This is a genomic window from Helicobacter vulpis (genome assembly GCF_003660395.1).
Classification (GTDB): Bacteria; Campylobacterota; Campylobacteria; order Campylobacterales; family Helicobacteraceae; genus Helicobacter; species Helicobacter vulpis.
In genome coordinates this window covers 1-24,508 of sequence record NZ_QXQT01000015.1, presented here as the reverse complement: position 1 = coordinate 24,508, position 24,508 = coordinate 1, and the positions used below count along the sequence as shown (strand labels likewise).

34 protein-coding genes and 1 pseudogene are annotated in these 24,508 nt (G+C 48.5%); 12 read left to right on the top strand and 23 right to left on the bottom strand.

Annotated elements, in window-relative coordinates; genetic code table 11:
- Nucleotides 1-3: 3 nt before the first annotated feature.
- From EAO38_RS06130 to EAO38_RS08915, 8 genes are all read right to left on the bottom strand, one after another.
- Nucleotides 4-141 carry a type II toxin-antitoxin system HicA family toxin gene (locus EAO38_RS06130; RefSeq protein ID WP_121022107.1) on the bottom strand — a complete coding sequence of 46 codons (138 nt, stop codon included), beginning with the start codon at nt 139-141 and terminating at the stop codon, nt 4-6.
- Nucleotides 119-355 (bottom strand): type II toxin-antitoxin system HicB family antitoxin, encoded by a 237-nt coding sequence (locus tag EAO38_RS06125; protein WP_121022105.1) that lies wholly within the window; start codon nt 353-355, stop codon nt 119-121. Before EAO38_RS06125 ends, EAO38_RS06130 begins: the two co-directional genes overlap by 23 nt.
- Before the next feature lie 126 nt (nt 356-481).
- Nucleotides 482-688, bottom strand: a complete 207-nt coding sequence (locus tag EAO38_RS06120; RefSeq protein WP_121022103.1) for a hypothetical protein — start codon at nt 686-688, stop codon at nt 482-484.
- Nucleotides 685-936, bottom strand: a complete 252-nt coding sequence (locus EAO38_RS06115) for a hypothetical protein (protein WP_121022101.1) — start codon at nt 934-936, stop codon at nt 685-687. Before EAO38_RS06115 ends, EAO38_RS06120 begins: the two co-directional genes overlap by 4 nt.
- A 2-nt stretch (nt 937-938) precedes the next feature.
- Nucleotides 939-1,166, bottom strand: coding sequence for a hypothetical protein (locus EAO38_RS06110; RefSeq protein WP_121022099.1), 228 nt, complete (start codon nt 1,164-1,166; stop codon nt 939-941).
- An 11-nt stretch (nt 1,167-1,177) separates the two neighbouring features.
- Entirely contained in the window at nt 1,178-2,344 is a 1,167-nt protein-coding gene (locus tag EAO38_RS06105) for an ATPase domain-containing protein (protein ID WP_121022097.1), read from the bottom strand.
- Nucleotides 2,331-2,582, bottom strand: coding sequence for a hypothetical protein (locus EAO38_RS08920; protein ID WP_162982707.1), 252 nt, complete (start codon nt 2,580-2,582; stop codon nt 2,331-2,333). The genes EAO38_RS06105 and EAO38_RS08920 overlap by 14 nt, the downstream gene beginning before the upstream one ends.
- A 141-nt stretch (nt 2,583-2,723) precedes the next feature.
- Complete coding sequence (locus EAO38_RS08915) at nt 2,724-3,230, bottom strand: hypothetical protein (protein ID WP_162982706.1); 507 nt, start codon at nt 3,228-3,230, stop codon at nt 2,724-2,726.
- Between the two features lie 166 nt (nt 3,231-3,396).
- Between EAO38_RS08915 and EAO38_RS08910 the strand changes: the two genes are divergently transcribed.
- Nucleotides 3,397-3,546: a hypothetical protein gene (locus EAO38_RS08910; protein WP_162982705.1), complete on the top strand. Its 150-nt coding sequence runs from the start codon at nt 3,397-3,399 to the stop codon at nt 3,544-3,546.
- Nucleotides 3,547-3,570: 24 nt separating this feature from the next.
- Here the strand turns inward: EAO38_RS08910 and EAO38_RS06090 are convergent, their stop codons facing one another.
- Nucleotides 3,571-4,695 (bottom strand): tyrosine-type recombinase/integrase, encoded by a 1,125-nt coding sequence (locus tag EAO38_RS06090; protein ID WP_121022091.1) that lies wholly within the window; start codon nt 4,693-4,695, stop codon nt 3,571-3,573.
- A 232-nt stretch (nt 4,696-4,927) separates the two neighbouring features.
- Nucleotides 4,928-5,294 (bottom strand): annotated as a pseudogene (gene tnpA, locus EAO38_RS06085) (IS200/IS605 family transposase); the annotation flags it as partial.
- Between the two features lie 64 nt (nt 5,295-5,358).
- On the opposite strand from tnpA, the gene EAO38_RS06080 reads away from it, so the two are divergent.
- From EAO38_RS06080 to EAO38_RS06055, 6 genes are all read left to right on the top strand, one after another.
- Complete coding sequence (locus EAO38_RS06080) at nt 5,359-5,943, top strand: TerD family protein (protein ID WP_121022089.1); 585 nt, start codon at nt 5,359-5,361, stop codon at nt 5,941-5,943.
- Nucleotides 5,944-5,951: 8 nt separating this feature from the next.
- A complete protein-coding gene (locus EAO38_RS06075; RefSeq protein ID WP_121022087.1) occupies nt 5,952-6,557 on the top strand; it encodes a TerD family protein in 606 nt (201 codons plus the stop codon).
- Nucleotides 6,554-7,744: an HD domain-containing protein gene (locus EAO38_RS06070; protein WP_235852542.1), complete on the top strand. Its 1,191-nt coding sequence runs from the start codon at nt 6,554-6,556 to the stop codon at nt 7,742-7,744. Before EAO38_RS06075 ends, EAO38_RS06070 begins: the two co-directional genes overlap by 4 nt.
- 23 nt (nt 7,745-7,767) lie before the next feature.
- On the top strand, nt 7,768-8,736 hold the full coding sequence (locus tag EAO38_RS06065) for a hypothetical protein (RefSeq protein WP_121022083.1): 969 nt from the start codon (nt 7,768-7,770) through the stop codon (nt 8,734-8,736).
- A gap of 92 nt (nt 8,737-8,828) precedes the next feature.
- Nucleotides 8,829-9,584, top strand: coding sequence for a hypothetical protein (locus EAO38_RS06060; RefSeq protein ID WP_162982704.1), 756 nt, complete (start codon nt 8,829-8,831; stop codon nt 9,582-9,584).
- An 11-nt stretch (nt 9,585-9,595) separates the two neighbouring features.
- A complete protein-coding gene (locus EAO38_RS06055) occupies nt 9,596-10,471 on the top strand; it encodes a porin family protein (protein WP_121022079.1) in 876 nt (291 codons plus the stop codon).
- Here the strand turns inward: EAO38_RS06055 and EAO38_RS09215 are convergent, their stop codons facing one another.
- The 13 genes from EAO38_RS09215 to EAO38_RS05995 all read right to left on the bottom strand — a co-directional run bounded on the left by EAO38_RS09215 (nt 10,472) and on the right by EAO38_RS05995 (nt 17,895).
- Nucleotides 10,472-10,741 carry a hypothetical protein gene (locus tag EAO38_RS09215; RefSeq protein ID WP_235852541.1) on the bottom strand — a complete coding sequence of 90 codons (270 nt, stop codon included), beginning with the start codon at nt 10,739-10,741 and terminating at the stop codon, nt 10,472-10,474. It lies immediately after the preceding gene.
- Nucleotides 10,704-11,852 (bottom strand): tRNA uridine-5-carboxymethylaminomethyl(34) synthesis GTPase MnmE, encoded by a 1,149-nt coding sequence (gene mnmE / locus EAO38_RS06050; RefSeq protein WP_235852540.1) that lies wholly within the window; start codon nt 11,850-11,852, stop codon nt 10,704-10,706. The genes EAO38_RS09215 and mnmE overlap by 38 nt, the downstream gene beginning before the upstream one ends.
- Nucleotides 11,827-12,507, bottom strand: coding sequence for a Jag N-terminal domain-containing protein (locus tag EAO38_RS06045; protein ID WP_121022077.1), 681 nt, complete (start codon nt 12,505-12,507; stop codon nt 11,827-11,829). The genes mnmE and EAO38_RS06045 overlap by 26 nt, the downstream gene beginning before the upstream one ends.
- A gap of 1 nt (nt 12,508) precedes the next feature.
- Nucleotides 12,509-14,146: a membrane protein insertase YidC gene (gene yidC / locus EAO38_RS06040; RefSeq protein ID WP_121022075.1), complete on the bottom strand. Its 1,638-nt coding sequence runs from the start codon at nt 14,144-14,146 to the stop codon at nt 12,509-12,511.
- The gene (gene yidD, locus EAO38_RS06035; RefSeq protein WP_121022073.1) at nt 14,133-14,468 is read right to left on the bottom strand and encodes a membrane protein insertion efficiency factor YidD; all 336 of its coding nucleotides are present in this window, start codon (nt 14,466-14,468) and stop codon (nt 14,133-14,135) included. Before yidD ends, yidC begins: the two co-directional genes overlap by 14 nt.
- Nucleotides 14,465-14,827, bottom strand: coding sequence for a ribonuclease P protein component (gene rnpA / locus EAO38_RS06030; RefSeq protein WP_205588360.1), 363 nt, complete (start codon nt 14,825-14,827; stop codon nt 14,465-14,467). The genes yidD and rnpA overlap by 4 nt, the downstream gene beginning before the upstream one ends.
- Complete coding sequence (gene rpmH, locus EAO38_RS06025; RefSeq protein WP_121022071.1) at nt 14,827-14,961, bottom strand: 50S ribosomal protein L34; 135 nt, start codon at nt 14,959-14,961, stop codon at nt 14,827-14,829. The genes rnpA and rpmH overlap by 1 nt, the downstream gene beginning before the upstream one ends.
- A gap of 65 nt (nt 14,962-15,026) precedes the next feature.
- Entirely contained in the window at nt 15,027-15,425 is a 399-nt protein-coding gene (locus EAO38_RS06020) for an ExbD/TolR family protein (RefSeq protein ID WP_121022069.1), read from the bottom strand.
- 8 nt (nt 15,426-15,433) lie between these two features.
- On the bottom strand, nt 15,434-15,892 hold the full coding sequence (gene exbB / locus EAO38_RS06015; RefSeq protein ID WP_121022133.1) for a TonB-system energizer ExbB: 459 nt from the start codon (nt 15,890-15,892) through the stop codon (nt 15,434-15,436).
- A 14-nt stretch (nt 15,893-15,906) separates the two neighbouring features.
- Nucleotides 15,907-16,368 carry an SsrA-binding protein gene (smpB, locus tag EAO38_RS06010; protein WP_121022067.1) on the bottom strand — a complete coding sequence of 154 codons (462 nt, stop codon included), beginning with the start codon at nt 16,366-16,368 and terminating at the stop codon, nt 15,907-15,909.
- The gene (locus tag EAO38_RS06005) at nt 16,365-17,159 is read right to left on the bottom strand and encodes a 4-(cytidine 5'-diphospho)-2-C-methyl-D-erythritol kinase (protein ID WP_121022065.1); all 795 of its coding nucleotides are present in this window, start codon (nt 17,157-17,159) and stop codon (nt 16,365-16,367) included. The genes smpB and EAO38_RS06005 overlap by 4 nt, the downstream gene beginning before the upstream one ends.
- Entirely contained in the window at nt 17,156-17,398 is a 243-nt protein-coding gene (locus EAO38_RS06000; RefSeq protein WP_121022063.1) for a carbon storage regulator, read from the bottom strand. The genes EAO38_RS06005 and EAO38_RS06000 overlap by 4 nt, the downstream gene beginning before the upstream one ends.
- 11 nt (nt 17,399-17,409) lie before the next feature.
- Complete coding sequence (locus EAO38_RS05995; RefSeq protein WP_205588359.1) at nt 17,410-17,895, bottom strand: peptidylprolyl isomerase; 486 nt, start codon at nt 17,893-17,895, stop codon at nt 17,410-17,412.
- Nucleotides 17,896-17,968: 73 nt separating this feature from the next.
- On the opposite strand from EAO38_RS05995, the gene EAO38_RS05990 reads away from it, so the two are divergent.
- From EAO38_RS05990 to EAO38_RS05970, 5 genes are all read left to right on the top strand, one after another.
- On the top strand, nt 17,969-18,739 hold the full coding sequence (locus EAO38_RS05990; RefSeq protein ID WP_121022059.1) for a hypothetical protein: 771 nt from the start codon (nt 17,969-17,971) through the stop codon (nt 18,737-18,739).
- A 43-nt stretch (nt 18,740-18,782) separates the two neighbouring features.
- A complete protein-coding gene (gene folP / locus EAO38_RS05985) occupies nt 18,783-19,931 on the top strand; it encodes a dihydropteroate synthase (protein ID WP_121022057.1) in 1,149 nt (382 codons plus the stop codon).
- Nucleotides 19,932-20,028: 97 nt separating this feature from the next.
- Nucleotides 20,029-21,276 (top strand): aromatic amino acid transport family protein, encoded by a 1,248-nt coding sequence (locus EAO38_RS05980; RefSeq protein ID WP_121022055.1) that lies wholly within the window; start codon nt 20,029-20,031, stop codon nt 21,274-21,276.
- 19 nt (nt 21,277-21,295) lie between these two features.
- Entirely contained in the window at nt 21,296-22,705 is a 1,410-nt protein-coding gene (locus tag EAO38_RS05975; protein ID WP_121022053.1) for an L-serine ammonia-lyase, read from the top strand.
- Between the two features lie 141 nt (nt 22,706-22,846).
- Nucleotides 22,847-24,508: PBECR2 nuclease fold domain-containing protein (locus tag EAO38_RS05970; protein WP_268877824.1), on the top strand; the 1,662-nt coding region annotated here is incomplete at its 3' end.

The window sequence follows — 24,508 nt, the reverse complement described above, 5'->3', positions numbered from 1 at the left end:
TGGTTAGATGTTTTTCATAATTTCTTTGACAATTTTAGGGTGCAAAAGCCCACCAGAGTGAAAGGGCAGAACCTGCCTAATCTTGCCTTTTATGTAAATCCTATGGCTGCCTTTCTGCCTAGAGGCGCGGCAATTCAGCATTTAAAGCCACTTCAATAGGGGCGATGATCAAATTTTTATGAGAAATCACAGCCAACTCATCCGCCTCTAAACTTTCCAAATAAAGCTCTATGGCTTCCTTGATATTCTTAAGAGCCTCCTCATAGCTTTCCCCTTGGCTCATACAACCTTGCAAAGAAGGCACAAAAGCAAAATACCCCTCTGCGTCTTTTTCTATCACAGCGTTTATAAGCACGGCACCGCCTTTGTTTAAATATGATAATCGCACATAATATACTTTTAAAATACTTAAAACGCGGCGGCATCGTGGCTTTTTGACATACTCCCCATAGCTAAAGCTAGGGGGTTTAGCGCGCGGTTGCTAAAGCTCTACTTCTGCCTCTAACTTGGCCCACCCATCGCGCTCACAACTCTCACAGATGGGCGCGTGTGCGTCCCCCTGGCCACAAATCCGGCATGCCAACACGCTTAAATATTGGCTAAGATCCTCACACCCGTTATCTTGGGCGATGCGCTCTAGAGCGTCATGCAATTCCTCTGGCAAGTCCACAGAGACAATATTTATCATGCTTGCTCCTCCTCTTCCTCCTCTTCCTCCCCGTTGTACTCTGCTTGGCAATCTGGACAATACACATCGTTGCTGTGCGGGCGCAAATTGCCCAAACTCCCCCCACAATCGGGGCAAAAAAACGCCGCTAGATAGCGTTCTACATGATCAAAACAAAGGGCGTCATCATCCCTCCAATCAAAGCCTGCTTCTAAAGCGCGTTGTTCTAGGGCTCTATAGAGCTCATCACTGATGTATAATTGGTACATGGTTACTCCTTTTTGGTGGGGTTTTCTGTGGGGTTTAAAAGGGGTGGGCAATCAAAGCCCAATTTCGCGCGCAAAGTGTAGATAACCACTTTGAGGGTCTGCAACTCTAAAGGAGTCCCCCCGGCGTGGTAGGCCTCTTCGGCCTCTACCAGTAGAGTGGCTAGCTTATAAACAGGCTTATCTACCGGGCTAGCCGCGGCTGCTAAAAGTTCTTCGTATTTGTTTGCCATGCTGTCTTCCTTTAATCTAGCCCTAGGGCTTCTAATTGTTTCTTGCTGGACTTGGGCTCATGGGGGGTAAAACAAAAGCGCGCGCGATCCACTTTGAAAAAGGCGCGCGCGTATCCACCCTGTTTGTTCTTGGGGAAGTCCACTTCCCTGATGTCGCTCTTTTTATCCCCGTGGATGTGGATCATAATATCCGCATAATAGGCCCCCAATTTGCTATTAAAAGGGGTGATGCTCTCGGCCTTAGAGCTTTGCACCAACAAAAAGATAATGATGTTAAATTGCTGGCTGTGGGCTAGGGCGGCCAATTGGGAAAACTTGCGCGTCTCTTCTTCTTCGGGTCTGCGCCCTAGGGGGGTTTCTATGCACATTTGCGAGTCGATCAAAAAGGCCTTCACCCCGCGCTTGGCTTGGCGGCGGATTTCCCCGACCACATCATCTAACGCGCGCTTACTTTGGCGCATGTGTAAAGTGTCTTGAGCAAAATACCCCGATCGCAAAGCCTCCACACCCTGCATGCGCTCTACAAGGCCATCTAGGGGCACTTCATAGCTAAAGTAATGCACCTTGTGGCTTAGGCTCATGAAATTGAGAATCTGCAGCCCTAGAGTGGTTTTCCCCGCGTCTGGGTCCCCCCCAATAAGGATGAAACTCTTTTCCCTAAAGCCCCCGCCTGTGGCTTGGTCAATAAAGGGGATGCCACTGCTGATCTTGGCAATGGGGGGCTGGTTTTTGAAATACTCCGCCCATTCTGCGAACGTCTTGGTGTCTTGGTCATTGTCTTCTAGCTCGATGTATTGGGCTAGAAAGTCCGCATTAAAGATTTCCCCCTTGAGATTGGCCTGATTCATCTGTGAGGCTAGCTGGGCCTGCACCTTGAGCCTTAAAGCGTGCTTGAGCTCCTCTAATAGCCCCAAATAGCCGGGTTGAGGCTGGGTGGCTAGGATGGCTACAAAGTCCTCAGACTGGCATGCGCGCGCGCCCAAACGCTCTAAAAGTCTGGCGTAGGAAACCTCTAAACCCTCGTTCTGGCACTCTAACACGCGCTCTAAGACACGCTGGTGGAGGGGGGTAAAATACTTCAAGGGCACGGACTCTAAGAGCTCTTCCAAACTCTCAGGGTAGAGGATCACGCTGTGGACCACCATCCTCTCCAAATAGCTTGGATCAAGATTCACCATGAAGCCTCCTTTTCAAGAGCGCTAAATAGGCTTGGCGTTCTTGGATGAGGGCGCGTAGATACAGATTTTCGGCGTGGTAGGCCTGCAGCGCGTCTAAAATACTTTGCTCTAAAAGGCGGTTTTGGCTTAGATGTTTGGCGCGCGCTAGAGCCTGCATGCGCACCAGTACGCGCGGGCTGAAGGTGAATTTTTTGCGCACCCTTGGTGTAGGCGCGCTTGCTGGCTTTCCATCTGGCATGGGCTGCTCCTTTGGCAAGTAAAAAGCACACGGCGCGCTCCACGATGCGCGCGCGACTCTGCCCCTCTATGTGGGCGACTTGGTCCAAGATGTCCAAAAGGGTCGGCTCTAAAAAGAAACTCCCGGTGTGTATTTTGGCGCTCATGCATACCCCTTTTGGGGACTAGCGTTGGCCACAAACTCAAAGGCTTTTAAGATGGCTTTTTCGATGTTTTGGTAGTTCAAGCCCTCGTAACTGGCGATCAAGTGCTCAAAAAGGGGCGTTTTTTGCGTTTTAGAGGCGCGCCCCCTCTCTTGCTTGGGGGTGGGAACATAGACATCGTTATAACCACGGCGCACGCTTAAGTCCACGCAAGCACAGAGATCCGCGCCCTCTGCCTTGAGCTCTAAAAAGCGTTTTAGCAACGCGCGTTTCATCGCCCATGTAACTTTGGTGCGCCCCTCTCTGTGGGCTATGAAGCGCTGAAAGGCTTCTTGCTCTGCTTCTTCTAAGCCATTGAGCTTAAATTGTGAGAAGTTTAACATTTCTTTAAGGTTTTCAAGAGAGCGGACTAGAATGGGGCGTTTTTTAGCAGACATACTGCTTTGATCTTTCTTACAAAAAGAATCGCGCGCTGGCGCGCTGTTTTTTTCATGTTTGTTTTTCATGTTTCTTTTATATGGGGCCAAATTTTGCGCTGTGGACATAGTGGCGCAATTTGGGGGGTTCAAATTTTCAGCCCCCCCTATTTTGGGGGCTTGTTCCCACATAAGAAATTTTACGCGCTGGGGTTTTTCCCCATTGGAGTTTTTGAGGGGCTCTGTGGGAGGCTCTTTGAGGATGAAATCTTTAAGTCCGGTGATCTTTCCAGACTCGCTGCGCCACTCTTGGATCACGAGCACGCCTCTAGCTTCTAGCTCCCTTAAGTATTTCCAAAGGGTGTTGGGGCACCACTTTAAAGCCTTGGTGAGCGCGCTGGTTTGAGGCTGCCAATTAGAGGGCAAGGAGTTAAGATAACATGCTAAAAGCTTGGCGCTGGGGCTCAAGTGGGGGTCGTGTAAAATCGTGTTGGGGATAGCGCTGAAATTGTGGCTGGGGTTGAACTTGACTATCATGATTGCCTCCGAATAGAGTGATGAAGGGGGTGTTTTCTTGGGGGACATAGGTCGCGTACGCGCTTAGGGTGATGAAGGCGTTTTTATGGCCTAAGAGCGCGCTGGTGGCTAACAAATTAGCCCCCCTAGAGAGGGCTAAAGACGCAAAAGTGTGGCGCGTGCTATAGAGCTTGCGCGGGGCTAGCTGGGCTTTTTTTAAAAGCTTATGCCATTTGCGCCCAAATTCAGGGCGCCGCCCATTTTTGTTGCGCGCAAAGACATACCCCCCCTTGACTTTGGGCGCGTTGCGCAGACTTAAGAAAGCTTGTTTGGCCATGGGGTCTAGAGGGATGGTGCGCACACTAGATCGCGTCTTGGGTGGGGTGATATGCCCTCTTTGATCGATGCTGCGCGCGATGGACATCGTGTTGGCCTTGAGGTCAATGTCGGCCCATTTTAAAGCCAAGATTTCCCCCGTGCGCGCCCCCGTGCTAAAGGCCACTTCTAAATAGGCTTTGAGCTGGGGGTCTTCACACACAGATAGGACCTTGTAGACCTCCTTTTGGCTTAGCGGGGCCTTTTGCCTAGGGGGTTTGCTTTGGCGGATTTTGGGCCTAAAGTAGGGGTTGGCTTGGATGTAGTCCATTTCCATGGCAAAGTCTAGCAGGGCTTTTAGCAAGAAGCCCAAATTGTGCACCTGCGCGCTGGAAGCCGTGCTTAAATGGGTGTAAAAGGCGCGGATAAGCTTTTTATCTACTTGGGTGATCAAGCGCGCCCCCTGTTTGGCTAGCAGTTTTAAAAGGGTGTTTAGACGGCTCTTAGTGCTGCGCAAAGAGGAGGGCTTGGCAAAGAGAGCGTATTGCTCTAAATAGGCCGCGCCCACCTCCTCTAGGCTAGGGCTGGCCTGCTCTTTGGCTTGGGCTAGAGCTTTGGCGCGGTTTTGAGGCGTGTCTGGCATTTTGAGGCTAAAGCGTTTGCGCACGCCCTGCTCTGTGTAAACTTCAGCATATAGCTTGCCATTGCGGTTATATAGTCTCATGATACTCCTTATCTTTATTAGTGAAAGCCTTAGTTTAGCTTGTGTCTTTGGGGTTGTGCCTTTAATTTTTAGACCCCCCCCTTGGGGATTTGAAGGGCAAAATCCAAAAGGTTTTTTCAAGCCCCGCCCTGTAGGCTCTGCCCTGTGGGGGGAAGTATAGGGCTTTGAAGGGGGCTTAGGGGGGATTTAAAGGAGGGGTTAGGTGTTGAAGGGGGTTAGGTGTTGAAGGGGGTTAGGTGTTGAAGGGGGTTTTCAACATGTTCTTTTGCTTGGGTCTTTCAGAGTTTTGTTGGTTGGCGATGTATTGCTTAATCACCTCTAAAGGCGCACCGCCTACAGAATAAATAAAACAAGAGTTTGTCCATAGTGTAGGCAATCTAGTTCTTAGATGTGCAAACTCCTGTCTTAAAAGCCGACTACTTCTACCCTTAGCTACCCTAATAAACTTCATCACTCCAAAACGAGCGTAGCGAGGTTTCTTTAGTAAAGCTTGGATCAACTTCTGCTAAGATGTGGATATGGTCTTTGTCTGTCTCCATCTCTAAAATCTCCACTTCTAGCTCTTGTGCCACTTCTAGAATGATTTGTTTGAGCCTTATGGCCTAAGGGCGCGTGTTAGCTAAATCATGCTAGAATCGCGCTCATCTTACAAAAGGAGTTTTTATGGCTGTGAGTTTGAGCAAGGGTGGGCGTGTTTCTTTGAGCAAGGAGAAACCTGGGCTCTCTAAAGTGCTTGTGGGTTTGGGTTGGGATGTGAATGCCAGCGATACCGGGAGCGCGTTTGACCTAGATGCGTCCGTGTTTCTGACCGATGCGTCTAACAAGGTTAATGATGAAAAGAATTTTGTTTTCTACGGCAATCTCTCGAGCAAAGATGGTTCTGTGGTACACACGGGGGATAACCGCACTGGTGAGGGTGAGGGCGATGACGAGGTGATCAAAGTGGATTTAGCCAAAGTGTCCAGTGATGTTACAGAGCTCCATGTCGTGGTAACCATTCATGAAGCCGACACACGCCACCAGAATTTTGGCATGGTACGCAAGGCCTTTGTGCGTGTGGTTGATGAAAGCGATAATCAAGAGATTGTGCGCTACGATTTAGAAGAGGATTTCTCTGTAGAAACCGCCTTGAATTTTGGGAGGCTGTATCGAGGTGAGGGTAATGAATGGAAATTTGCCGCAGTGGGCACAGGCTTTAAGGACGGCTTGGCGGGCTTTTGTAAGCAATTTGGCGTGGCGGTCTCTTAAGGTTTTTTATGGCAGTCAACCTAGTCAAGGGACAAAAGATCTCCTTAAAGAAAGAAGATGGGAACGCCCTTAGGGTCTTTTGCGTGGGGGCTAACTGGGGCGCGATCAGCAAAAAGGGCTTTTTTGGCAACACCAAGACCGAAGCGGTGGATTTGGATTTGAGTGTAGCGCTCTTTGATGGGCAGAAACGCCTAGTGGATTGCGTCTACTTTGGCAAGCAGGGGGCCTCGGGGATCAAACACAGCGGGGACGACCGCACCGGAGATGTGGGGGGTGATGACGGCTTGGATAATGAGGTGATCCACATCGCGCTAGACAGCTTAGACCCCTCCATCGATCAACTTGTCTTTGTGCTCAATTCCTACACGCATATTGACTTTGACAAAATCCCCTTTGCGAGCATCCGCCTGTATGAGGGCACACCAGACCGGGTGCAGAATGTGTTTGCCACCTACAATGTGGCCAAGGACGCGACTTTTGCGCACAAAGAGGCGATGATTTTGGGCAAGCTCTACAAGCACAATGCAGAATGGAAGTTTAGCGCCATTGGTGAGCCCACTGCCGATGACAAGCTAGAGGGGCTTTTGAGCCAATCTGTACCCAAATACCTTTGAGCCCCCCCAAACTCACTAAGGAGCTTTTAAAACGCCTCTTTGTCGCCGCCTCCATTCGGCGTTGGAACGATCAGGCCTGCCCGGTGGAGTTTAGCGAGCTGGACAAACAAGCGCATAAGGCGATGGTGGCGATCCTGCTGGCCAAACATGCCCGTGCGCGCGTGAATTACCACAATCTCATCACTTACTTTTGCTTTGAGTTTTTGAGTCGCGTGGTGCTCACCGACATCAAGCCCCCCATTTATTACGCGCTCTTAAAACAACACCGCGGCGCGTTGGCCGACTATGTACAAGAAGAGGTACAAGGAGAGGTGCAAGCTTATGGGCTTTTTGCCAATTTGCATGCCTATTTATGCCACCCTCCTGATGATTTAGAACATGCTCTTTTGAGGGCGGCGCATAATTATGTGTCCGCATGGGAGTTTAATCTCATTTACGATTTTAACCCTAGAATGTATGGGGTACAAGAGATCAAGGACAGCCTAGATAACGCGTTGCTCCAAGATGGAGAATATCTAAGCCAAGTCCCCCATCTCAAACTGCTTGCCTCCATGTTCGCTAAATTGCGCTTCCAAAAACGATGGAGTCAAACCCCAAGAGTGCCCCCTACCAGTGTACTAGGGCATGCTCTCTATGTGGCTCTGTGCGCGTTCTTGTTGAGCTTTGATGTGGGGGCTTGTGAGAGCATGCGAATCAACCACTTTTTAGGGGGGCTTTTTCACGATTTGCCTGAGATTTTGACCAGAGACATTATTTCGCCCATCAAGCATGGAGTGAAGGGCTTGGACGCGTACCTCAAAGAGATAGAAGCCCAAGAAATGGAAAATAAACTCCTGCGCTATGTGAGCCCAGATTTTAAGGCAGATTTGCTCTACTTTACACAGAAAGAATTTGCCGACCGCTATTTAGACCCACAGACCAAGCAAGCCCATTGCGTGGATTTGAGCACTCTCTGGGAGCACTACAACCATGACACTTATCAAAGCGTGTGCGGGAGTCTTTTGAAAATCTGCGACCAACTCAGCGCCTTTATTGAGGCGAAAATGTCCATCGCGCATGGCGTGTGTAGCGATGTCTTGGTACGCGGGGCAGAAAAGATTTATCACAAATACGCCCATGAAGTGATGTGTGGGGTGGACATGGGAGCTTTATTTGACTATTTTGCATGCCCTGGATCCTCCTCTTAGCCACATGGCTTCAAGGGGCCGCTGTGATCACCCTAGACACCCATGCCAATGCCAAATTAGCGACCTCTAATGCCAATGAGAGTACCATGATCGCCAAATTGCAAGAAAGCCTGAGGCTGTATGGCCAACTCATCGCGCATGCCCAAGCTAGATTAACCAAGCTCCAGCAGATACAAAGCAGCCTAGAACGCGCAGAGGCGTTCGCCCACGCGCGCGATCTACCCTCTCAAGAATTGATGCTGAAAAATTTGACCAATCAAGTGGCGCAATTACAAAAACGCCAAACCGACCTCAACACCCTAACCCAACGCTACAGTGTGCTAGAACAACGCAAACGCGCGCGTTTAGAAAAGCAATGCCCGTGGCTGGATTTTAAACGCGGAGTGATTGTACAACACTCCAGCCAACAGGCCCAAGATGCCCAAGCTTTTCTAGATACTTTGCAGGAGAACTCCCCCATGTTGAGTGGGAGCGCATTAGCCACTTTGCTCTGCGAACACAGCTTACAAGCGCGCGCGCAACGCGCCCAGCAAAACCAAGTCCAAGGGATGCAAGACGCGCTTTTACAAGGAGATTTTAAAACCTACCGCTCCCTAGCCCAACAACATACCCACACACGTCTAGAATCACACAATACCCAAGCCAAACGCGCCCAAAGTACCCTAGCCACTCTAGACAAGCGTCAAGAACACATGCACCAATTCCTATCCCCTAGCGCGTTACAAAGGCGTTTACAGGAGATACATGACACGCTAAAAACCCAGCTCCAACAAGCTAAAGATGCCAACGCGCAGGCACGCGCCTACAGCCAATACCACCAACAAGCCCAAGCCTTGCAATTAGAATTATTGCTTGAGCTCACCCATCAAGTGCATTTTCTCAACGAAACCATGGCCATGAGCGCGTCTTTTCTAAGCCATGTGTTGCCCACGCCTGCCCAAACATCTCCCAAACTTAACCCCTATGGTTTTCCAGAACTAGGCGCGCCCTAAGCAAATTTGATTATAATGACCGGGGGAATCTACATGCAAAATCTAGCATGCAAAATCTAGCATGCAAAATCTAGCATGCAAAGGAATCTAGCATGCGCAAGTGGATTATATTTTCAATGATCATGGGTGGGCATGAATGTGTCGCGCACCCTAAAGATGGAGTCTTTGTAGAGGGTGGCTTGATGACGGGCATGTTAAAAAGCATAGAGGACATCAGCCAAAAGCCCTCTTGTGGCCTCTCCATTCTGTGCCCTCAAGAGTTGATGCAAAATGCCCAACCCCTGTTCACCACAGCCGATGTTACCAGCTCGATCACCCGTTTTAGCACCACTGCCCCGGTGAAAATCACTTTGGGCAGCAAGGGCCTGCAGATTGAAAATTTCTTGCCCTACACGCTGAGCAATGTGGACATCTACATGAACACCCCACAAGGGCCCCTTAAAGTCGCTAGCGTGCCCTCTTTGCCCAAATTCACCCAAACCTATGTCAATCCGAATCTCTTGCCCGCCTTGGCCAACGCTCCAGCGGATTCTAGCTTTGTGATCAAGCCTACCGACACCTCCGATCCCACAACCACCCGTGTTTTAGACGCGCTCAGCCAAATCACCGTGGACCTCAACCTGCACTTTGTCAAAGCCTCAGCCTCCGATCCTAAGTGGCTCACGCCCACCCCACAGCAGGCCGAAGAGCTCACCGATGCGATGCTCAATCTCACCGCCTTGCTCAGCTCAAAGGCCTTTGGGGATGCGGTGCTCAACGCCCCCTTTCCCTTTTACAACACCTCTAGCGGGCAACCTGTCATCCCCCCCCAAAAGGTGCTAGAAACCTACCGCGCGCCGCAAATTTAGGGCTAGGAATCTTGAGCCCTGTGGCAGGGGAGAAAAGTATAGAAGGCTTGGGAGGCCCTGGGATATTGGGGGTACAACCCTATTTGATCACCCTGAATAATTCTGCGTGGACTAATTATCAAAGCGGTTCGACATGGCCTATGGAAGTGATTTTACACGAATTTGGACACACCAAGAACTATGGACATGAGGGCAATATGACCTATGGCAAAAATGGCACGGGTTTGGTAGAGCTAGGGATCAAGGTTTGGAAACAATTGGGGGAGGCTAACCAACTCCCCATTAATTACGACCAAATCGCCCATGTCCCCAATCCCATTTACAATTCTAGCTTCATTAGAGCCCTCTCTAACGCCCTGCCTTCTAAGGGGAGCAGTACCGATGCGATGGTGGGCTTTGATGTGAAGAGCGGTTACCAGCAGTACTTTAACGACGTGGTGGGCCTGTCTTACTATGGCATCCTCAAGTATAATTTCTCCAAAAGGCTGGGCTATATCAAGACCATCTCACAGGTGGGCTTAGGGGTGGGCACGGATTTGCTCCTAGATTTTAAAACCACTTACACAAGCCGTGTTGTGCGTACTGGCAAGAAAAAACGCCGCGCGCAAAAGAGCTTGCAGAGTACCTTTGGGAGCTTTTTAGGCTTGCGCGCCCTTTGGGATTCTTATGTGCTCAATTCTGTGTACAAAGCAGCGGGGAATCTCAACGCAGTGGTGGGCTTTAATTATCGCTTCAAGCATTCTAAATACAGCTTAGGGATTTCAATCCCCTTGATTCAAAACCCTTTGAAATTCAAAATTGACACCAAGGATCTCTTGGGCAGTGTGGTACTCTACGATGGCGCGAGCCACTTTAATGTCTTTTTTAACTATGGCTGGATTTTCTAATCACTTGCCCAAACAGAATTGAGAAAACAGCCTATCTAGCATTTCTTCAGTGTGGTAGGGTTTGCTGAGCGTGGCGATGCTCTCTAGAGCGTCTTTAAGGTGGTAGGAGAAGAGTTCTAATTCTAGCTTTTCTAGGGTGAGAGTGGCTTCTTGCAAATGGGCGATGGTGTGCACTAGGGCTTGTTGTTGGGCTAAAGAAGTGAGAATAAGGCCATCGTTGGGGTTGTGATCTTCAAATAGGGGCTTGAGCGCGCGTTTCAAAAGGGGCAAGCAGGGTTCTTTGGTGTTTAAAAATAGGGGGGGGGAGGGGTAGGGGGGGGAGGGTGTCTATAATGGCTTGGGTGTCTAGCTGGGGGGGACAATCGTTTTTATTGAAGACAAGGCATAGGGTTTTGTGGGTCTGGGTTTGGAGCAGTGTTAAGAGATGTTGATCCTGAGTATCTAGGGGTCTGGAGAGATCAAAAAGGGCTAAAATCACATCGCTCTCTTGCATGCTCTGAAGACTTTTGGCAATGCCCAAACTTTCTATCACATCTTCAGAGGGGCGAATCCCAGCCGTGTCCACAATCCTTAGCGCGCTTCCATACAAACTAATTACTTCTTCAATGGTGTCTCTAGTCGTGCCCGCGATATGGCTCACCAACGCGCGCTCTTCTAAGAGCAGGGCGTTTAAAAACGAACTCTTGCCCACATTGGGCTTGCCCACAATGCTCAAGCGATACCCCTCTATATGCGGCACTTTGGCTTGCGAAATGGCTAAAGTGCTTTGGAGTTTGGTTAGGATTTGTTGTAATTGGGCCTGCATGCGGGGGTGCAAATCTAGGGGTAGATCTTCTTCAGCATAATCGATCAAGACTTCGCTGCTGGCCAACAACTCTAAGAGGGCGTGGCGGATGGCGTGTACAAATTCTTTGAGCGCGCCCTTGAGTTGTCTAGCCATCACCTTAGCCGCATTGGCGTTGGTAGCCACTAAGAGTTTGGCCAGCGCGTCCACTTGCGAGCTATCTAAGCGCCCGTTTAAAAACGCGCGCTTGGTGAACTCCCCATTTTGCGCCAAAACCGCCCCATGGTCTAAACAGGTTTGCAAAATCAAGCGCGCCACCATCACCCCCCCATGGCATTGGATTTCTACCACATCCTCTGTCGTGTAGCTATGGGGGGCCTTGAAATACAAAGCTAGACATGTGTCTAAAAGCGCCTCTTGTGCGTCATAGATAGACACTAAAGTCGCGTATCTTGGGGTGAAGTGCGCCCTTTTACAAAGTCTTTGTAAAATCTCTAGACTCTTGGGTCCGCTCATTTTGACAATGGCGATCGCCCCTAGCCCGGGGGGGGTGGCGATGGCCACGATGGTGCTAGGGTTGGGGCTTGTGGAAATCATTCACCACGATATAGCGTTGGTTGTCCGCCTTACTTTGGCAGGCGACATATTTGTTAGGGAAAGTTTCGCGCAAACGCTTCAGCGCGATGTGGAGCAACAAACCATCTAGGGGCTTGGTCTTGGCCTTGCCCACTTCATGCACCATCATGATGACACTTTGCAAGTAGTTTTCCATGAGCTCTTCTTGCTTTTTTAAAAAGCTTGCCACTTCTAGGCGGATATTGTAGCCGTACTTAGGGTGAATCCAATTGAAAAGCAAGTAAGACAAAGCGTTATAGCGATACCCCTTCTCCCCAATGAGCAGGGCGCAATCCTCCCCATTGATTTCAATGAGCAGGGTTTGGGAGTCATAGAGCGCTACTTGAATCGAATCGATTTGATAAGGGATGTGCGCGAACAGGGCGCGGACTTCGCTCTGGATGTCTGCAATTTTCGCATGGGGATTATTATCATGGAAAGATGGTGGAGAAGGTTGGATGGGCTTTGGTTTTTCTTTGAGACAAACCTCTATGATCGCTTGTTTTTTGCCAAAGCCCAGAAAACCCTTAGAGGGCACTTGAATCACATCGTACTGCAGATCGGCGATCAGACAATTCAACTCTGTGGCGGCTTTAAAAAGAGCTTCTTCTAAACTATTGGCAACAATAGTCCTCATTTCAACTCTTGTGCTTGTGTTCTTGAATCTCTTTGAACTTCTTTTGTTCTAACACTTGGTTAATGAGCCATTGTTGGATGATGGAGAACACATTGTTCACCGTCCAATAAAGCACCAAGCCAGCTGGGAAAGTGATCAGAAAGATTGTAAAAAACACGGGCAACATTTTAAAAATTTTAGCTTGGGTGGGGTCGGTGATGGTGTTGGGGGTGAGGGCTTGTTGGGCATACATGGAGATACCCATGAGCAAGGGCAAGATGAAATAGGGGTCCATCAAGGAGAGATCGCTAATCCAGAGCATCCAAGGCGCGCTTTTGAGTTCTACAGCGTTGTAAAGCACCCGATAAATGGCAAAAAAGACCGGGATTTGCAAGATCAATGGCAAGCACCCGCCCAAGGGATTAGCCCCATGCTTTTTGTAGAGCTGCATCACGTGCATTTGCAATTTCTGTGGATCGCTCTTGTATTTTTCTTGCAATTCCTTCATCTTAGGGGCTAGATCCTTGAGTTTTTGCATGCTCACCATGCCCTTGTAACTTAAAGGATAGAGGATAATGCGCACAATGAGGGTTAAAAGAATGATCGCCCAACCCCAGTTATGGGTGTAGTTGTGTAGGAAATCTAAGAGCAAAAACACTGGGCGGGCAAAAAAGGTGATCAACCCATATTCGATCACATCGGTGAGCATGGGCGCAATGCTTGCTAAATGGTGGTGATCTTTAGGGCCGATATAGCCATGCAAGCTGACATTACCTTTAAGAGAGATAAAGGGGAGGGGGTTTTTACTGCCCGCTTGGCTGTCTATAATGGCTTCTAGGGGGGTTTGGGAGAAAAATAAGGAGGTGTAATAGCGATCCACGCTGGCAATAAAGGCGATGTTATTAAAAGATTTGGCTTCTTTAATATCTCCATCTTCTATTTTTTCAAGCTTTTGATCCTGTGTACCCAATAAAACGCCATGAAAAGCATACCCGTCCGCATCGGCTACCGGGCGACTCCCATTTGAGAGGATATAGGCAATATTGGCATTCTGTGTTTTGGGGGTGATCTCTAGTTTGAGATCATAGCTCAAATTGGCATGGAAAGTGAGAATTTTTTTCACCACCACACTAGAGAGTTCTTGGGTGAGGGTTAGACTCTGCGCCCCCCCTTGGGTGAGGTTGAGATCGCTTATAGAGGTTGTATAAGGTGTCTGAAAGGCTTCTTGGTTGAGATGGGTGTCTACAAATCTGAGCTCTAGGGGTTTGAGCGCGTTTACACCCAGCAGAGGGAGCTTGCTCAAGGGTTCTAGAGGTTGTTTGTTGAGTCCAAGCAATCGTTTGACATGGTCTAAAAACCCCTCATCTTTATGGGTGGTGAATTTCTTGTCTTTGAGATACATTTGTGCGATGCGCCCGAGGTGATCGATCTCTATCTCCATGCTAGATGAATGGACACGCGCGATAATGGGCGCGCTTTGCAAAGGGGCTTTGGGAGTGCTGTTAGAGACCACATTAGGAGCACTAGGAGCGCTCTCTTGGGCGGGGGCGTTTTGGGTTTGGGGGGGTTTTGAGGGAGTTTGAAAAAAATAGCCATAGATGGTAAGAAACAAGAAAGAGAGCGCGACAGCTAAGATCAAGCGGAGATTATTGTCTTTCACTAGAAGCCTTGAGAATATAATAAGGAGTGGGAGAGGAGGGGCTTAGAGGGATCAAATAATAGGCGCATGCAATGGGCGCGCTGAATTTAACTTGCAGGGGCTTAGAGCTAGTGGGGTAGTTGATCCCCCCTGCAGAATAGGGGTTACAAGCTAAGAGACGGCGCGCAATTTGAAACAGGGCTTTGTCCAAGCGCTCATGGAGCAAGAGCCAAAGCGCGTAGGTGGAGCAACTGGGGTAAAAACGGCAACAACAAGGTTTGAGGGGCGCAAGCCTTCTATAGAGGGTTAAGAGCGCTAGACAAAGGGTTTTTAGCGCGCTCACCTAGCAACCTTGACATGGGCGCGTTTTTTCTGCGCCAAACACTGCAAAATATGCGCGCGCAAAGTGGCGTAATCAAGCTGTTCGATTCCAATCTTGGCCACAAAAATAACGGCCTGCGGGCATGGCAGGGGGAGGCGTTGGAAAATCGCGCGCACGCGCCGCTTGATCAAGTTTCTTTGCACAGCCTTGCCCACCTTTTTAGACACACTCAAACCTAGTAACAACCCATGCATGCCCAAAAATTTTTCATGCGAGGGCTCTAGAGGGAGGCAGTAAAGCATAAAGACCCCATGGTGCTTTTTAACACCTTTCTTATAGACATAGTTAAATTGGCGCGCGGTTTTTAAGGATTGCACCATTAAACGGCGAGTTGTTTCCTACCCTTTGCTCTTCTGGCGTTGATCACCTTGCGCCCGTTCTTGCTCTTCATGCGTACTAAAAAACCATGGGTGCGCTTGCGGGGGGTGTTATGGGGTTGATAAGTGCGTTTCATCTGTGTCCTTTAAAAATTTCAAAAGCGACATTCTAGCCCATATTGGCTAAAAAGCATCTAAAGCACTAGGGGTTTTGGTTCTTGTCTTCTACCAAAATATAGAGCTCATTGAGCTTGTTGGTTTGCAAGAGATCGACCACCTTTACAAAGCTATCCAGATTGCTATTTTTATCGCCCTGCAAAATAATGGGGGTGTCCTTGGCGTATTTTTTGACAGCCTGCTTGAGCGTTTCAAAACTCACTTTTTTCTTGTCTAAATAAAATTCCCCCTTGTGCGAGATGGCAATATTCACCTGCTTTTTATGCAACACATCTTGGGATTTGTCCGAACTCTGGTCCACTTTGGGGATATTAATGGGGAGTCTAGAGGTGGTAACAAACGAAGCTGTGGTGAGTACGATTACCAGCAACACCAGCATGATGTCAATGAAGGGGACCACATTCATCGAATCGATTTTTTTCATTAACGATCCTAAAAATCCGTATCTAGGCGGTTATAACCGGTGTTTTCTGTGGCTGGATGGTGGTAGATATCCCACTTGGTGGCGATGATTTCACTCTTGCGCACTAACATGTTGTAAATCACCACAGAGGGGATGGCCACAATCAAGCCCATTCCCGTAGCCTTGAGCGCGAGCGCTAAACCCACCATGATTGCCTTCGTGTCCACAGAACCTGTATGCCCCAACTCAATAAAAGTGAGCATAATTCCGGTCACCGTGCCTAACAAGCCCACATAGGGCGCGTTAGAACCAATGGTGGCGACTAGAGTCAAGCGGCGGTGCAAATCCAACTCTAACTTGCGCTTGTCATTATAGTCGTCCACGCGCACGGTGGCATAGAACCACACCCGCTCGATTCCAATGGCGATCACAATCACTGATAAAAACGCTAAAAACCCTAAAATTCCATAATCTATCATTTGTTTCATCATCATGTCCTGCATTAAGACCCCTTTGAATGGTTTTTGAGCGCCATTTTTGCGTCCATCTCCAACGCTTTCTTTTTCATGCTCTCTCTTTTGTCATAAAGTTTTTTTCCTTTAACCAACGCCACCTGAAGTTTAGCTTTATTCCTATGGTTGAAATAGAGTTTCAAAGCCACAATACTCAAGCGTTGTTGCCCCACTTGGCTAAACCATTTCATCAGTTGTTTTTTATGCAAAAGCAACTTCCTTGCGCGCATTTCATCGGGCTTGTAATGGGCATTGGCCGTTTCTAGATGCGCGATGTGCATGCCAAATACAAAGGCCTCACCCCGCACGATCCTAACAAAGTTATCCTTTAGATTCACCCTCCCTGCGCGAATTGCCTTGACCTCAGAGCCTACCAAGACAATGCCCGCTTCCAAACTCTCCAAAATTTCATAATCAAAATACGCTTTTTTGTTCTTAGCGATCTCTTTCATGCGCTATCTTCCTTGAGCGCGAAAAAACCACCCCCACTCCCGCTAAAAAACCACCGCGTGCCTAAGCGCGCCTCCACTTCTTTGAGATCGGGAGCAATCTTGAGCGCGGGTTTTAACAGATCGTTGAGCACAGCCCTAGAGTGTGTTTGCAATAAAACGATGCTAGGGGTGCGCTGGAGTGTGGCGAAATCAAGGGGGGTAGGCTGGGTTTGGGCAAAGGCGCGATAAACCTCTGGGGTTTTGCAAGCGATGTTGGGGTTTAGCAACTCCAATTCTAGGGGCGTATCTGCAAAGGGTTCTACCACTTCGCCAAAATGGCTGACATGCGCGCACTCCAGCCCAGAAATGAAGAAATTCACATCACTCCCCACCCGCGCCCCAATGCCATAGAGTTCTTGCAAACTCAAGCCCAAGTTTAAATGTGTGTTGAGTTCTCTCAAAAGCCCGCCCGCATCCGCGCTCCCCCCCCCAAAGCCCGCCTGCGTGGGGATGTGTTTTTCTACCTCAATCTTTAGACGATCCAAGAGTTGCAATAAAGCCGGGGGGGTTTTCTTGTGCTCCAAGTGGGATTTTAGAGCTTGCAAGGCTTTATAGAGCGTGTTATCCTGCAGAGCGCAATCAAAATCACCCTTGAGGGCAAACCTGTCCGCACACCGCACCTCAATACAATCCTTAAAACTATTTTGTACCAACACCAGCCTAGAGTTTAGCAGATGATAGCCCCCCTCAAACCCGGTGATCTTAAGAAAGATATTCACCTTAGGGCAAACTACAAAACCAAAAGGGTTCACTTCAATTTGCCCAGCTGGATAGTCTTCCCCATATTTGCAAGCACTTCATCGCTCACGCTTTCAGACGCGCGCTTATTCTCTGTAGCGATGGCTTCTTTAAGCTCTGAGCGCAGGATCAAGGTGTGCGCAGGTGCTTGAAACCCTAATTTGACACTTCCCTTATCAATGGAGACGATTTTGATGTGAATATCCTCTCCAATGACCACCCCCTCCCCTAATTTTCTAGCTAAAATCAACACCTTTTACAACCCTAATCCTGCGAAATTTGGACACTCTCCATCACATCGCCCTGTTTGAGGGAATCTAACACCTTGAGGCTAGCAGCATCCTCAATTTGCCCAAAGACCGTGTGTTCGCCATCTAAATGGGGCTGGGGCGCAAAACACAAAAAGAACTGACTCCCGCCCGTATCCCTCCCAGCATGCGCCATACTGAGCGCGCCCCTCTTATGTTTGTGGGGGTTGTTTTGTATTTCGCATTTGATGCGATAACCCGGTCCCCCCGTGCCCGTACCCAGGGGGCAACCCCCTTGGGCAACAAACCCGGCGATCACGCGGTGAAAACTTAGGCCATTGTAAAAACCCTCTTGGGCTAGAGTGGCGAAATTGCTCACCGCTTGGGGCGCGTCTGCACCAAACAAGTGGATCTTAATCGCGCCCTTGTTGGTGTGAATCGTGGCATAGTTGTAAGTAGCTAGCACATGCGGCTCAATCGTGTAGGTTTTCAACGCCTCCATACAAATCCTCTTGGGGGTAAAAGATTCGAGCATTTTACCGATTTCAACTTAAATTTATTAGCATGGGGCGTGTATGCGGGTGTTGATGATGGGGTTTTTAGGGTTGTGGCTGACTATGGGGGCGTTGCAGGGGGCTGAGGTGCTTAATACCTCTTTAATCCACCACACTAAAAAAGCCAAGCCCAAGAAAAAACCCCTCTCTAAAAAACCGCTTCCCTCTAAAAAGCGCGTTGTGAAATCTAAATCTCATAGTGCTCCCAGGGTGCGTTGGATCTATAGCAGCGCGTTCTTAACCGCCTATTTTAGCGATGGGCATTACAAACAGGGTTATGGGCTTTTGTTGCAAAATGGGAATTATTTGACGGCATCCAACTTGATCTTTGATCAAGGCATGTATGCCCAGACTATCATGGCTAAAATGCAAGATGACAGCGCGCCCATGCTCATTTGTGTGGCTAGATTGCATGTCAAGGCCATCGATCGCAACCGTGGACTCTCCCTTTTGAGCACCCATGTCTTTACCAATGACTATTGCCAAATCAGACCCGAGAGCTATTACCACGCGCGTATTTACAAGAAATACGGCCAAAACCTTTTGGCTCACAACGCGACATTCCACACACTCCCCCTCTACTACCCTCAAGTGAGCCCTAAAAACGCCTTTGAAGTCCAAAGCCTGCATGGTGTTTCCAATTTGCAAGAAAACCCCTTTGGCCGCCCCCTTTTCAACGCTAGTGGGGTGTTCATGGGCATGCTCGATGCCCAGAAAAACAAAGTCAGGCTGATCAAAAGAGACGTGATCATGGATTTCTTGCGCGCCCTGCAACAACGTGATCTTCTTTGATAACTTTGCGCCATTTGTGTAAAAACCCCCAAAAGGAAGAGCTATGTTTTTAGAACGCATTGCCCCGGGAAGTTTTGCCCTAGAGCTGGCGCGCATCACCCCACATCCCACCGGTCAGGCTATTATGGCGCAAAAAGCCCAGCTATTGGCCTTCAAAATTACAGATTTGCCCCTAAGCGCGGCTTTGACTTTGAAACAGGAGGCTCTGCGCGTGGGTGCGGAATTGGCCACACCCAAAGATTGCATTTTGGCCAAGAAGACACACTACCCTTGCTTATTAGTGGGCACTCTAGATCAGTTAGAACGCCTGCGTGCCAAGTGCTCTACCCAAGCTTTTGGGCTCAAACGTCTAGCCAGCATGCTAGAATCCCATCTGCAAACCCATCGCGTCCAAACCCCTGCCTTGATGGCCATTATCAATCTCACCCCAGATAGCTTTTATCCCCACAGCCGTTGCAATCCACAGAAAGCTTTAGATCGAATTTACACGTGTTTGGAACACAAGATTCCCTACATTGATATTGGAGCGGCTAGTTCGCGCCCCTTTAGCCCACCCATCAGTCCCCAAGAAGAAATCGCGCGTTTAAAAGATGTTTGCATGGAAGTCAAGACCTCCAATCTCACACAACACGCTATATTTAGCATTGACACCTATCATGCCAAGAGCGCGGATTTTGCGCTTGGTTGTGGGTTTCAGCTCCTCAATGATGTCAATGGCTTCAGAGATGAAAAGATGTGCACGCTGGCACAACGCTATGGCGCGGGGGTGATCTTGATGCATTCCTTGGGCGTACCCATGAATATGGACCACTTTGCCCCCTACACACATCTCTTTAAAGAGATGGACACATTTTTTAGCGCGTCATTGGCACGTTTACAAGAGTATGGCATTGAGAACATTATCTTAGATGTGGGGATTGGTTTTAATAAAACCACCGCGCATAATCTAGCCTTGATCCAGCACTTGAGGCATTTTTTGCACTTGGGTTACCCCTTATTAGTGGGGGCTAGCCGTAAAAAATGTATAGGAGATATTTGTGCTAAAGAAGTGGAGCAGAGATTAGCCGGCACTCTGGCCTTGCACCTAGTAGCCTTGCAGCATGGGGCCACTCTCTTGCGCGTACACGACATAGAACCCCACCTAGATATGCTCCATATCTACCAAGCCTTGCAAACAATCGAGTTACCATAATAAGCACTGTATACACACAAAAGGGGATCACACGCGATTTTGCATGGGACTTAGGCAAAATCTGTTAGCATGCCACTATCTATTTTAAAGGATTATGATGGCAGAAGAGAAGGGCAAGTCGCTTAATTTGTTTGACATCCGTTGGATGTGGTCTATGTTTGGCACTGCCATTGGGGCGGGAATTTTATTTCTCCCCATTAAGGCGGGCGCGCATGGCTTTTGGCCTGTGGTGGTGATGGCGCTCTTGAGCTTTCCAATGACGTGGCTAAGCCACCGCGCCTTGGCGCGCTTTGTCAACGCCATAGGCAACCACGACATCACCCATGCCGCCACTTATTTGGGCAAGAATGCAGGGTTTGTCATCACCTTTATGTATTTCTTTACCTTCTATCCAATCTGCCTAGCTTATGGAGTGGGGATCACCAACACCACAGAATCCTTTTTTGCACACCAACTCGGGTTACATTACTTTGAACACAACCGCTTTTTTCTAGCAGAGCATTTGGTGAGTGGCATGATTTTTGTGATGATCTTTAGCACCACTGTGGTAACTCGGATTGCCAATATTCTAGTTTATCCGATGGCTTTGATTCTCCTCTTGTTCTCTTTCTACCTCATGCCCTACTGGAAGACCGCCATGCTCAAAGAGATCCCCAGCTTTGGGGGTTTTTTTGCAGCACTCTGGTTCACGCTTCCAGTACTCGTTTTTTCTTTCAACCACAGCGCGATTATCTCCACCTTCGCCCAAGCCATAGAACGCCGTTATGGAGAACTCAAACACTTCAAAACCAACCAAATCGAGTTACTCAACACGTCTTTTTTGCTTTTCTTTGTGATGTTCTTTGTCTTTTCCTGTATTTTATGTCTAGAGCCTGCCGACTTCATCAAGGCTAGAGAACAGAATATCCCCATCTTAAGCTATTTTGCCAACACACTAGATAACCCCATTGTGGGCTACACAGGTCCCATTGTGGCGTTTTTAGCCATCAGCACTTCTTTTTTTGGGCATTATTATGGGGCTAAAGAAGGGCTCAAGGGGCTGGTGGTGCAAAGCTTTTTTAAGGAGAAACCCAGCCCCAGCCGCCACAAACAAATTGATGTCAGCGTAACATTATTTTTATGGATTAGCATTATCTTAGTTTCTTACTATAACCCAAGCATCTTGGGCTTTATTGAGAGTTTGGGGGGCCCCGCACTTGCAACCATCACCTTCATTTTGCCCATTGTAGCGATGTATATGTTGCCATCCATGAAATCCTTTAGAAATCTTTGGGTGGACGGCTTCTTGCTGATCGTAGGGGTGTTGACTGTACTCAATGCGGTCATTGGTCTTATGGTTAAGTGATCCCAATTAAAGGAGCAGTATGGATATCCAAACCCAACAAGGGCTTCATGCCCAATCTATGACTTCTATTTTTAAAATCGGCATTGGTCCTAGTTCTTCACACACGATCGGACCTATGGACGCATGTGTGCGCTTCTGTGCGCTTTTGCAAGACAAAGGGCTATTGGAACGCGTGGCGCGCGTGCAAGTTACTTTGCACGGATCTTTAGCTTTAACGGGCAAGGGGCACTTGAGCGATCTAGCCTGCCTAGTGGGCTTGAGTGGGATTAGTGCCAGGAAAGTGAGTGTGCCCCAACGCCAAGAAATCGTACAAAGGGTGCTCAAAGAGCAACGTCTTTATTTGGCCCAGCACCATGACATTCTCTTTGACTTCACCCATGATATTCTTTTTGAGAACAAGGCTTTGAGTTTGCATGAAAATGGCATGGTGGTACGTGCTTTTGACGCACAGGGGCAAGCGTTGATCCAAGAAACCTACTATTCTACAGGAGGGGGTTTTATTTACACCCAAGAGGAGTTGAGCCATAGAAAATCCAACCCCACCCATGCTAAACACACTCCCTTTGACTTCAATAGTGCCAAAGAATTAGAAGCACTATGTACCAAGCACCATTGTGAGATCGCTAATATCGTAGCCCAACACGAGAGCGCGCTATTTGGCCCAAACTACGCTAAAGACTATTGCCTAGAAGTCTATGAAGCCATGTTAGCTTGTTATGAAAGTGGGGTACATGCCAAGGACAAACGCCTCCCTGGGTGCATTGGCATGGAGCGTTTAGCCCCTAGTATCCAAGAGCGCATGGCCAAACATGCCGACACTCAAGACCCCTTAGCCGTGATGGATTACATGACCATGTACGCGCGCGCCATCAGCGAAGAAAATGCCTGTGGCAACAAGGTCGTAACCGCGCCCACCAATGGCGCATGTGGGGTCGTGCCCGCTGTGTTGCTTTATTGTCAGAACCACATCAAGCCCCTAAGCCAAGAAGAAATTGTCAATTTTCTCCTGACCTGTTGCGCGGTGGGTTATCTCTACAAGAAAAATGGCTCAATCAGCGGGGCAGAAGCGGGGTGTCAGGCCGAAGTGGGCGCGGCTTCCTCTATGGCGGCTGCTGGGTTTGCCTTTGTGATGGGAGCAGGCGTGCACCAAGTTTTAAGCGCGGCAGAAATTGCGATGGAACACCATCTAGGGCTCACTTGCGACCCGGTGGGGGGGTTGGTACAAATCCCCTGTATTGAGAGAAATGTCGTGGGGGCGATCAAGGCGGTGGCGGCTGCGCGCTTGGCTCTAGAGGATGGTTATCAGGCTAAAGTAGGCTTAGATGAAGTGATTTTAACCATGTTGCAGGTGGGCAAATCCATCGACTCCAAATATCGCGAAACCTCTTTGGGAGGCCTAGCAGTGAATGTGCATATCCCTAGGTGTTAACTACAAAGAGGGGGGTTTCTTAAAAGCCCACAACTTGTAATCTAGTTGCGTAGTTTATAACGCGTTGGGCTGATCTTCACCTCTACAACCCTAGTCTCTATACCAGGACGGCCAAAATTCTTTTGCATCTTAGTGCGCACCATGCCCCATATTCCCTTTTTCAAGGGCTTTAACCAGAAGATAGGCGCAGCAGCCTTGCGCCACCACCTCAAAGCCGCTTTAAACAAGAGCCACAGCGTGGAGGCCTTTAAAAACCAACTCAACCAGCTAGTCCAGCGCACCGATTTTGACAACGCCACCAAAGCCCTCATTAGAGAGATTGAGGGGGGCTTACCTCCAGATGATGGAGGAGGAGGAGGGGGATTACCCTTACCCAAGCCAAGCCCAGAACCTAGCGCGAGCAGGATACCTAAGCAGGAAGCAGAGGGGGAAGATTTACCTAAGAGTGGGGGAGAAATTAAACCAAGCGCGGTGATTCAAAGCCCAGAGGAGAAAGAGGCTTTTATTAAGAACCTTGATTTAAGCGCGCACGCGACCCCTATCCCTAAAGAAATAGACATAGAAGGGTTTTTAAAGAGTTTAAAGGGGGTGAAGAACAAAGAAAGGTTTATAGAACATTTAGCAAGCCGTACCGATGGGCAAAGGCGTTTAGAATATTTGCATTTGGTTGAACCAACTTTAAAGAACCCAGATATTGAACTTATCTTTAAAGCACCTGCAAAAAAAGAGTATATCAAGGCCTTTAAAGATGGAAGAGATAAAACCTTAAAATATATACTTGTTACGGCTGATCATGATCAAATTCTTATTACGGGGCTACCAGTTAGGCAAACAAGCTATTTGCAGAAACAAATAAGAGATGCCGACATTATCCACTCTTTCATTCGGCCGGGTAGGCTTGCCAATGGACAAGGTGCTTTAGCACCGAGTGGGCTACCAACTGCAGAACTTACCACCCCTAACCTAAAAAGTCAAGCCACAGAACTCCACAACACCGCTAAAGAGCAAGAAGCAGGGTTTAAAACATTGTTGGAGGGGCTTAAAGAGCCTAGTGCGCATTTAGAAGCCAATAGCGTCTTAAAGAGTGTAGAAAGCATAGAGAGCAAGATTAAACGCAAGAGGGGGGATATAGGGGCTATTAATGATTATTTAAGAGGGGCGTTAATCACGCCCACAAAAGAGGGGCTAGATAGCCAGCTAGTGCGCATTGTGGACACCTTAGAGAGCAAGGGGTTAACCCCCATTGTGGAGTTGCGTCATAGAGAGAGTGGGTATAAGGGTATCCATGTGCAATTTACTTACAATGGCATAGGGAGTGAAATCCAAGTACACACGGCGCAGAGTTGGGAGGTAAAGAAAAGACTAGATGAGATTTATCACATTTTAAGAGAGCAAGAGATTAACCCAACCTTGAGTAGGGAGGAATTAAACGCATTGCTAGAAGAGGGCAGACGACTTGCTCAAGGCGTAGACTTAGATATTAACGCCTTAACTTCTTTTGCGTTGAGTTTAGATAAAAACGCCACTTCTGAAAAGTCTGTATTGGTGAGAAAATCGCCTAAAGACTTAAATGACTCCCAAAATTCGCGTTTAAAGTCGTATTCAAATACCGCATTATCGGGGAATTCTGAACCTTGGGCTAACGCATACAACCGCCCAGACTCTGAGTTAAACCAAAATGTTAATTTATCCACAGGCAGTGAGAACATACAAACTCCTTTGCCTAACCCTAGCACAACCCCCCCTAAAAGTCAACCATCCCTTTTGCAGCAGGCCACAGAGTGGAGGGAACAGAGTGCGCAC

Coding starts and splice junctions, on each gene's coding strand:
- EAO38_RS06130 (WP_121022107.1), bottom strand. CDS start 141: ATGCTGAATTGCCGCGCCTCTAGGCAGAAAGGCAGCCATAGGATTTAC.
- EAO38_RS06120 (WP_121022103.1), bottom strand. CDS start 688: ATGATAAATATTGTCTCTGTGGACTTGCCAGAGGAATTGCATGACGCT.
- EAO38_RS06115 (WP_121022101.1), bottom strand. CDS start 936: ATGTACCAATTATACATCAGTGATGAGCTCTATAGAGCCCTAGAACAA.
- EAO38_RS06110 (WP_121022099.1), bottom strand. CDS start 1,166: ATGGCAAACAAATACGAAGAACTTTTAGCAGCCGCGGCTAGCCCGGTA.
- EAO38_RS06105 (WP_121022097.1), bottom strand. CDS start 2,344: ATGGTGAATCTTGATCCAAGCTATTTGGAGAGGATGGTGGTCCACAGC.
- EAO38_RS08920 (WP_162982707.1), bottom strand. CDS start 2,582: ATGCCAGATGGAAAGCCAGCAAGCGCGCCTACACCAAGGGTGCGCAAA.
- EAO38_RS08915 (WP_162982706.1), bottom strand. CDS start 3,230: ATGAAAAACAAACATGAAAAAAACAGCGCGCCAGCGCGCGATTCTTTT.
- EAO38_RS06090 (WP_121022091.1), bottom strand. CDS start 4,695: ATGAGACTATATAACCGCAATGGCAAGCTATATGCTGAAGTTTACACA.
- EAO38_RS06080 (WP_121022089.1), top strand. CDS start 5,359: ATGGCTGTGAGTTTGAGCAAGGGTGGGCGTGTTTCTTTGAGCAAGGAG.
- EAO38_RS06075 (WP_121022087.1), top strand. CDS start 5,952: ATGGCAGTCAACCTAGTCAAGGGACAAAAGATCTCCTTAAAGAAAGAA.
- EAO38_RS06060 (WP_162982704.1), top strand. CDS start 8,829: ATGCGCAAGTGGATTATATTTTCAATGATCATGGGTGGGCATGAATGT.
- mnmE (WP_235852540.1), bottom strand. CDS start 11,852: ATGATTTCCACAAGCCCCAACCCTAGCACCATCGTGGCCATCGCCACC.
- EAO38_RS06045 (WP_121022077.1), bottom strand. CDS start 12,507: ATGAGGACTATTGTTGCCAATAGTTTAGAAGAAGCTCTTTTTAAAGCC.
- rnpA (WP_205588360.1), bottom strand. CDS start 14,827: ATGGTGCAATCCTTAAAAACCGCGCGCCAATTTAACTATGTCTATAAG.
- rpmH (WP_121022071.1), bottom strand. CDS start 14,961: ATGAAACGCACTTATCAACCCCATAACACCCCCCGCAAGCGCACCCAT.
- EAO38_RS06020 (WP_121022069.1), bottom strand. CDS start 15,425: ATGAAAAAAATCGATTCGATGAATGTGGTCCCCTTCATTGACATCATG.
- exbB (WP_121022133.1), bottom strand. CDS start 15,892: ATGAAACAAATGATAGATTATGGAATTTTAGGGTTTTTAGCGTTTTTA.
- smpB (WP_121022067.1), bottom strand. CDS start 16,368: ATGAAAGAGATCGCTAAGAACAAAAAAGCGTATTTTGATTATGAAATT.
- EAO38_RS05995 (WP_205588359.1), bottom strand. CDS start 17,895: ATGGAGGCGTTGAAAACCTACACGATTGAGCCGCATGTGCTAGCTACT.
- EAO38_RS05990 (WP_121022059.1), top strand. CDS start 17,969: ATGCGGGTGTTGATGATGGGGTTTTTAGGGTTGTGGCTGACTATGGGG.
- folP (WP_121022057.1), top strand. CDS start 18,783: ATGTTTTTAGAACGCATTGCCCCGGGAAGTTTTGCCCTAGAGCTGGCG.
- EAO38_RS05980 (WP_121022055.1), top strand. CDS start 20,029: ATGGCAGAAGAGAAGGGCAAGTCGCTTAATTTGTTTGACATCCGTTGG.
- EAO38_RS05975 (WP_121022053.1), top strand. CDS start 21,296: ATGGATATCCAAACCCAACAAGGGCTTCATGCCCAATCTATGACTTCT.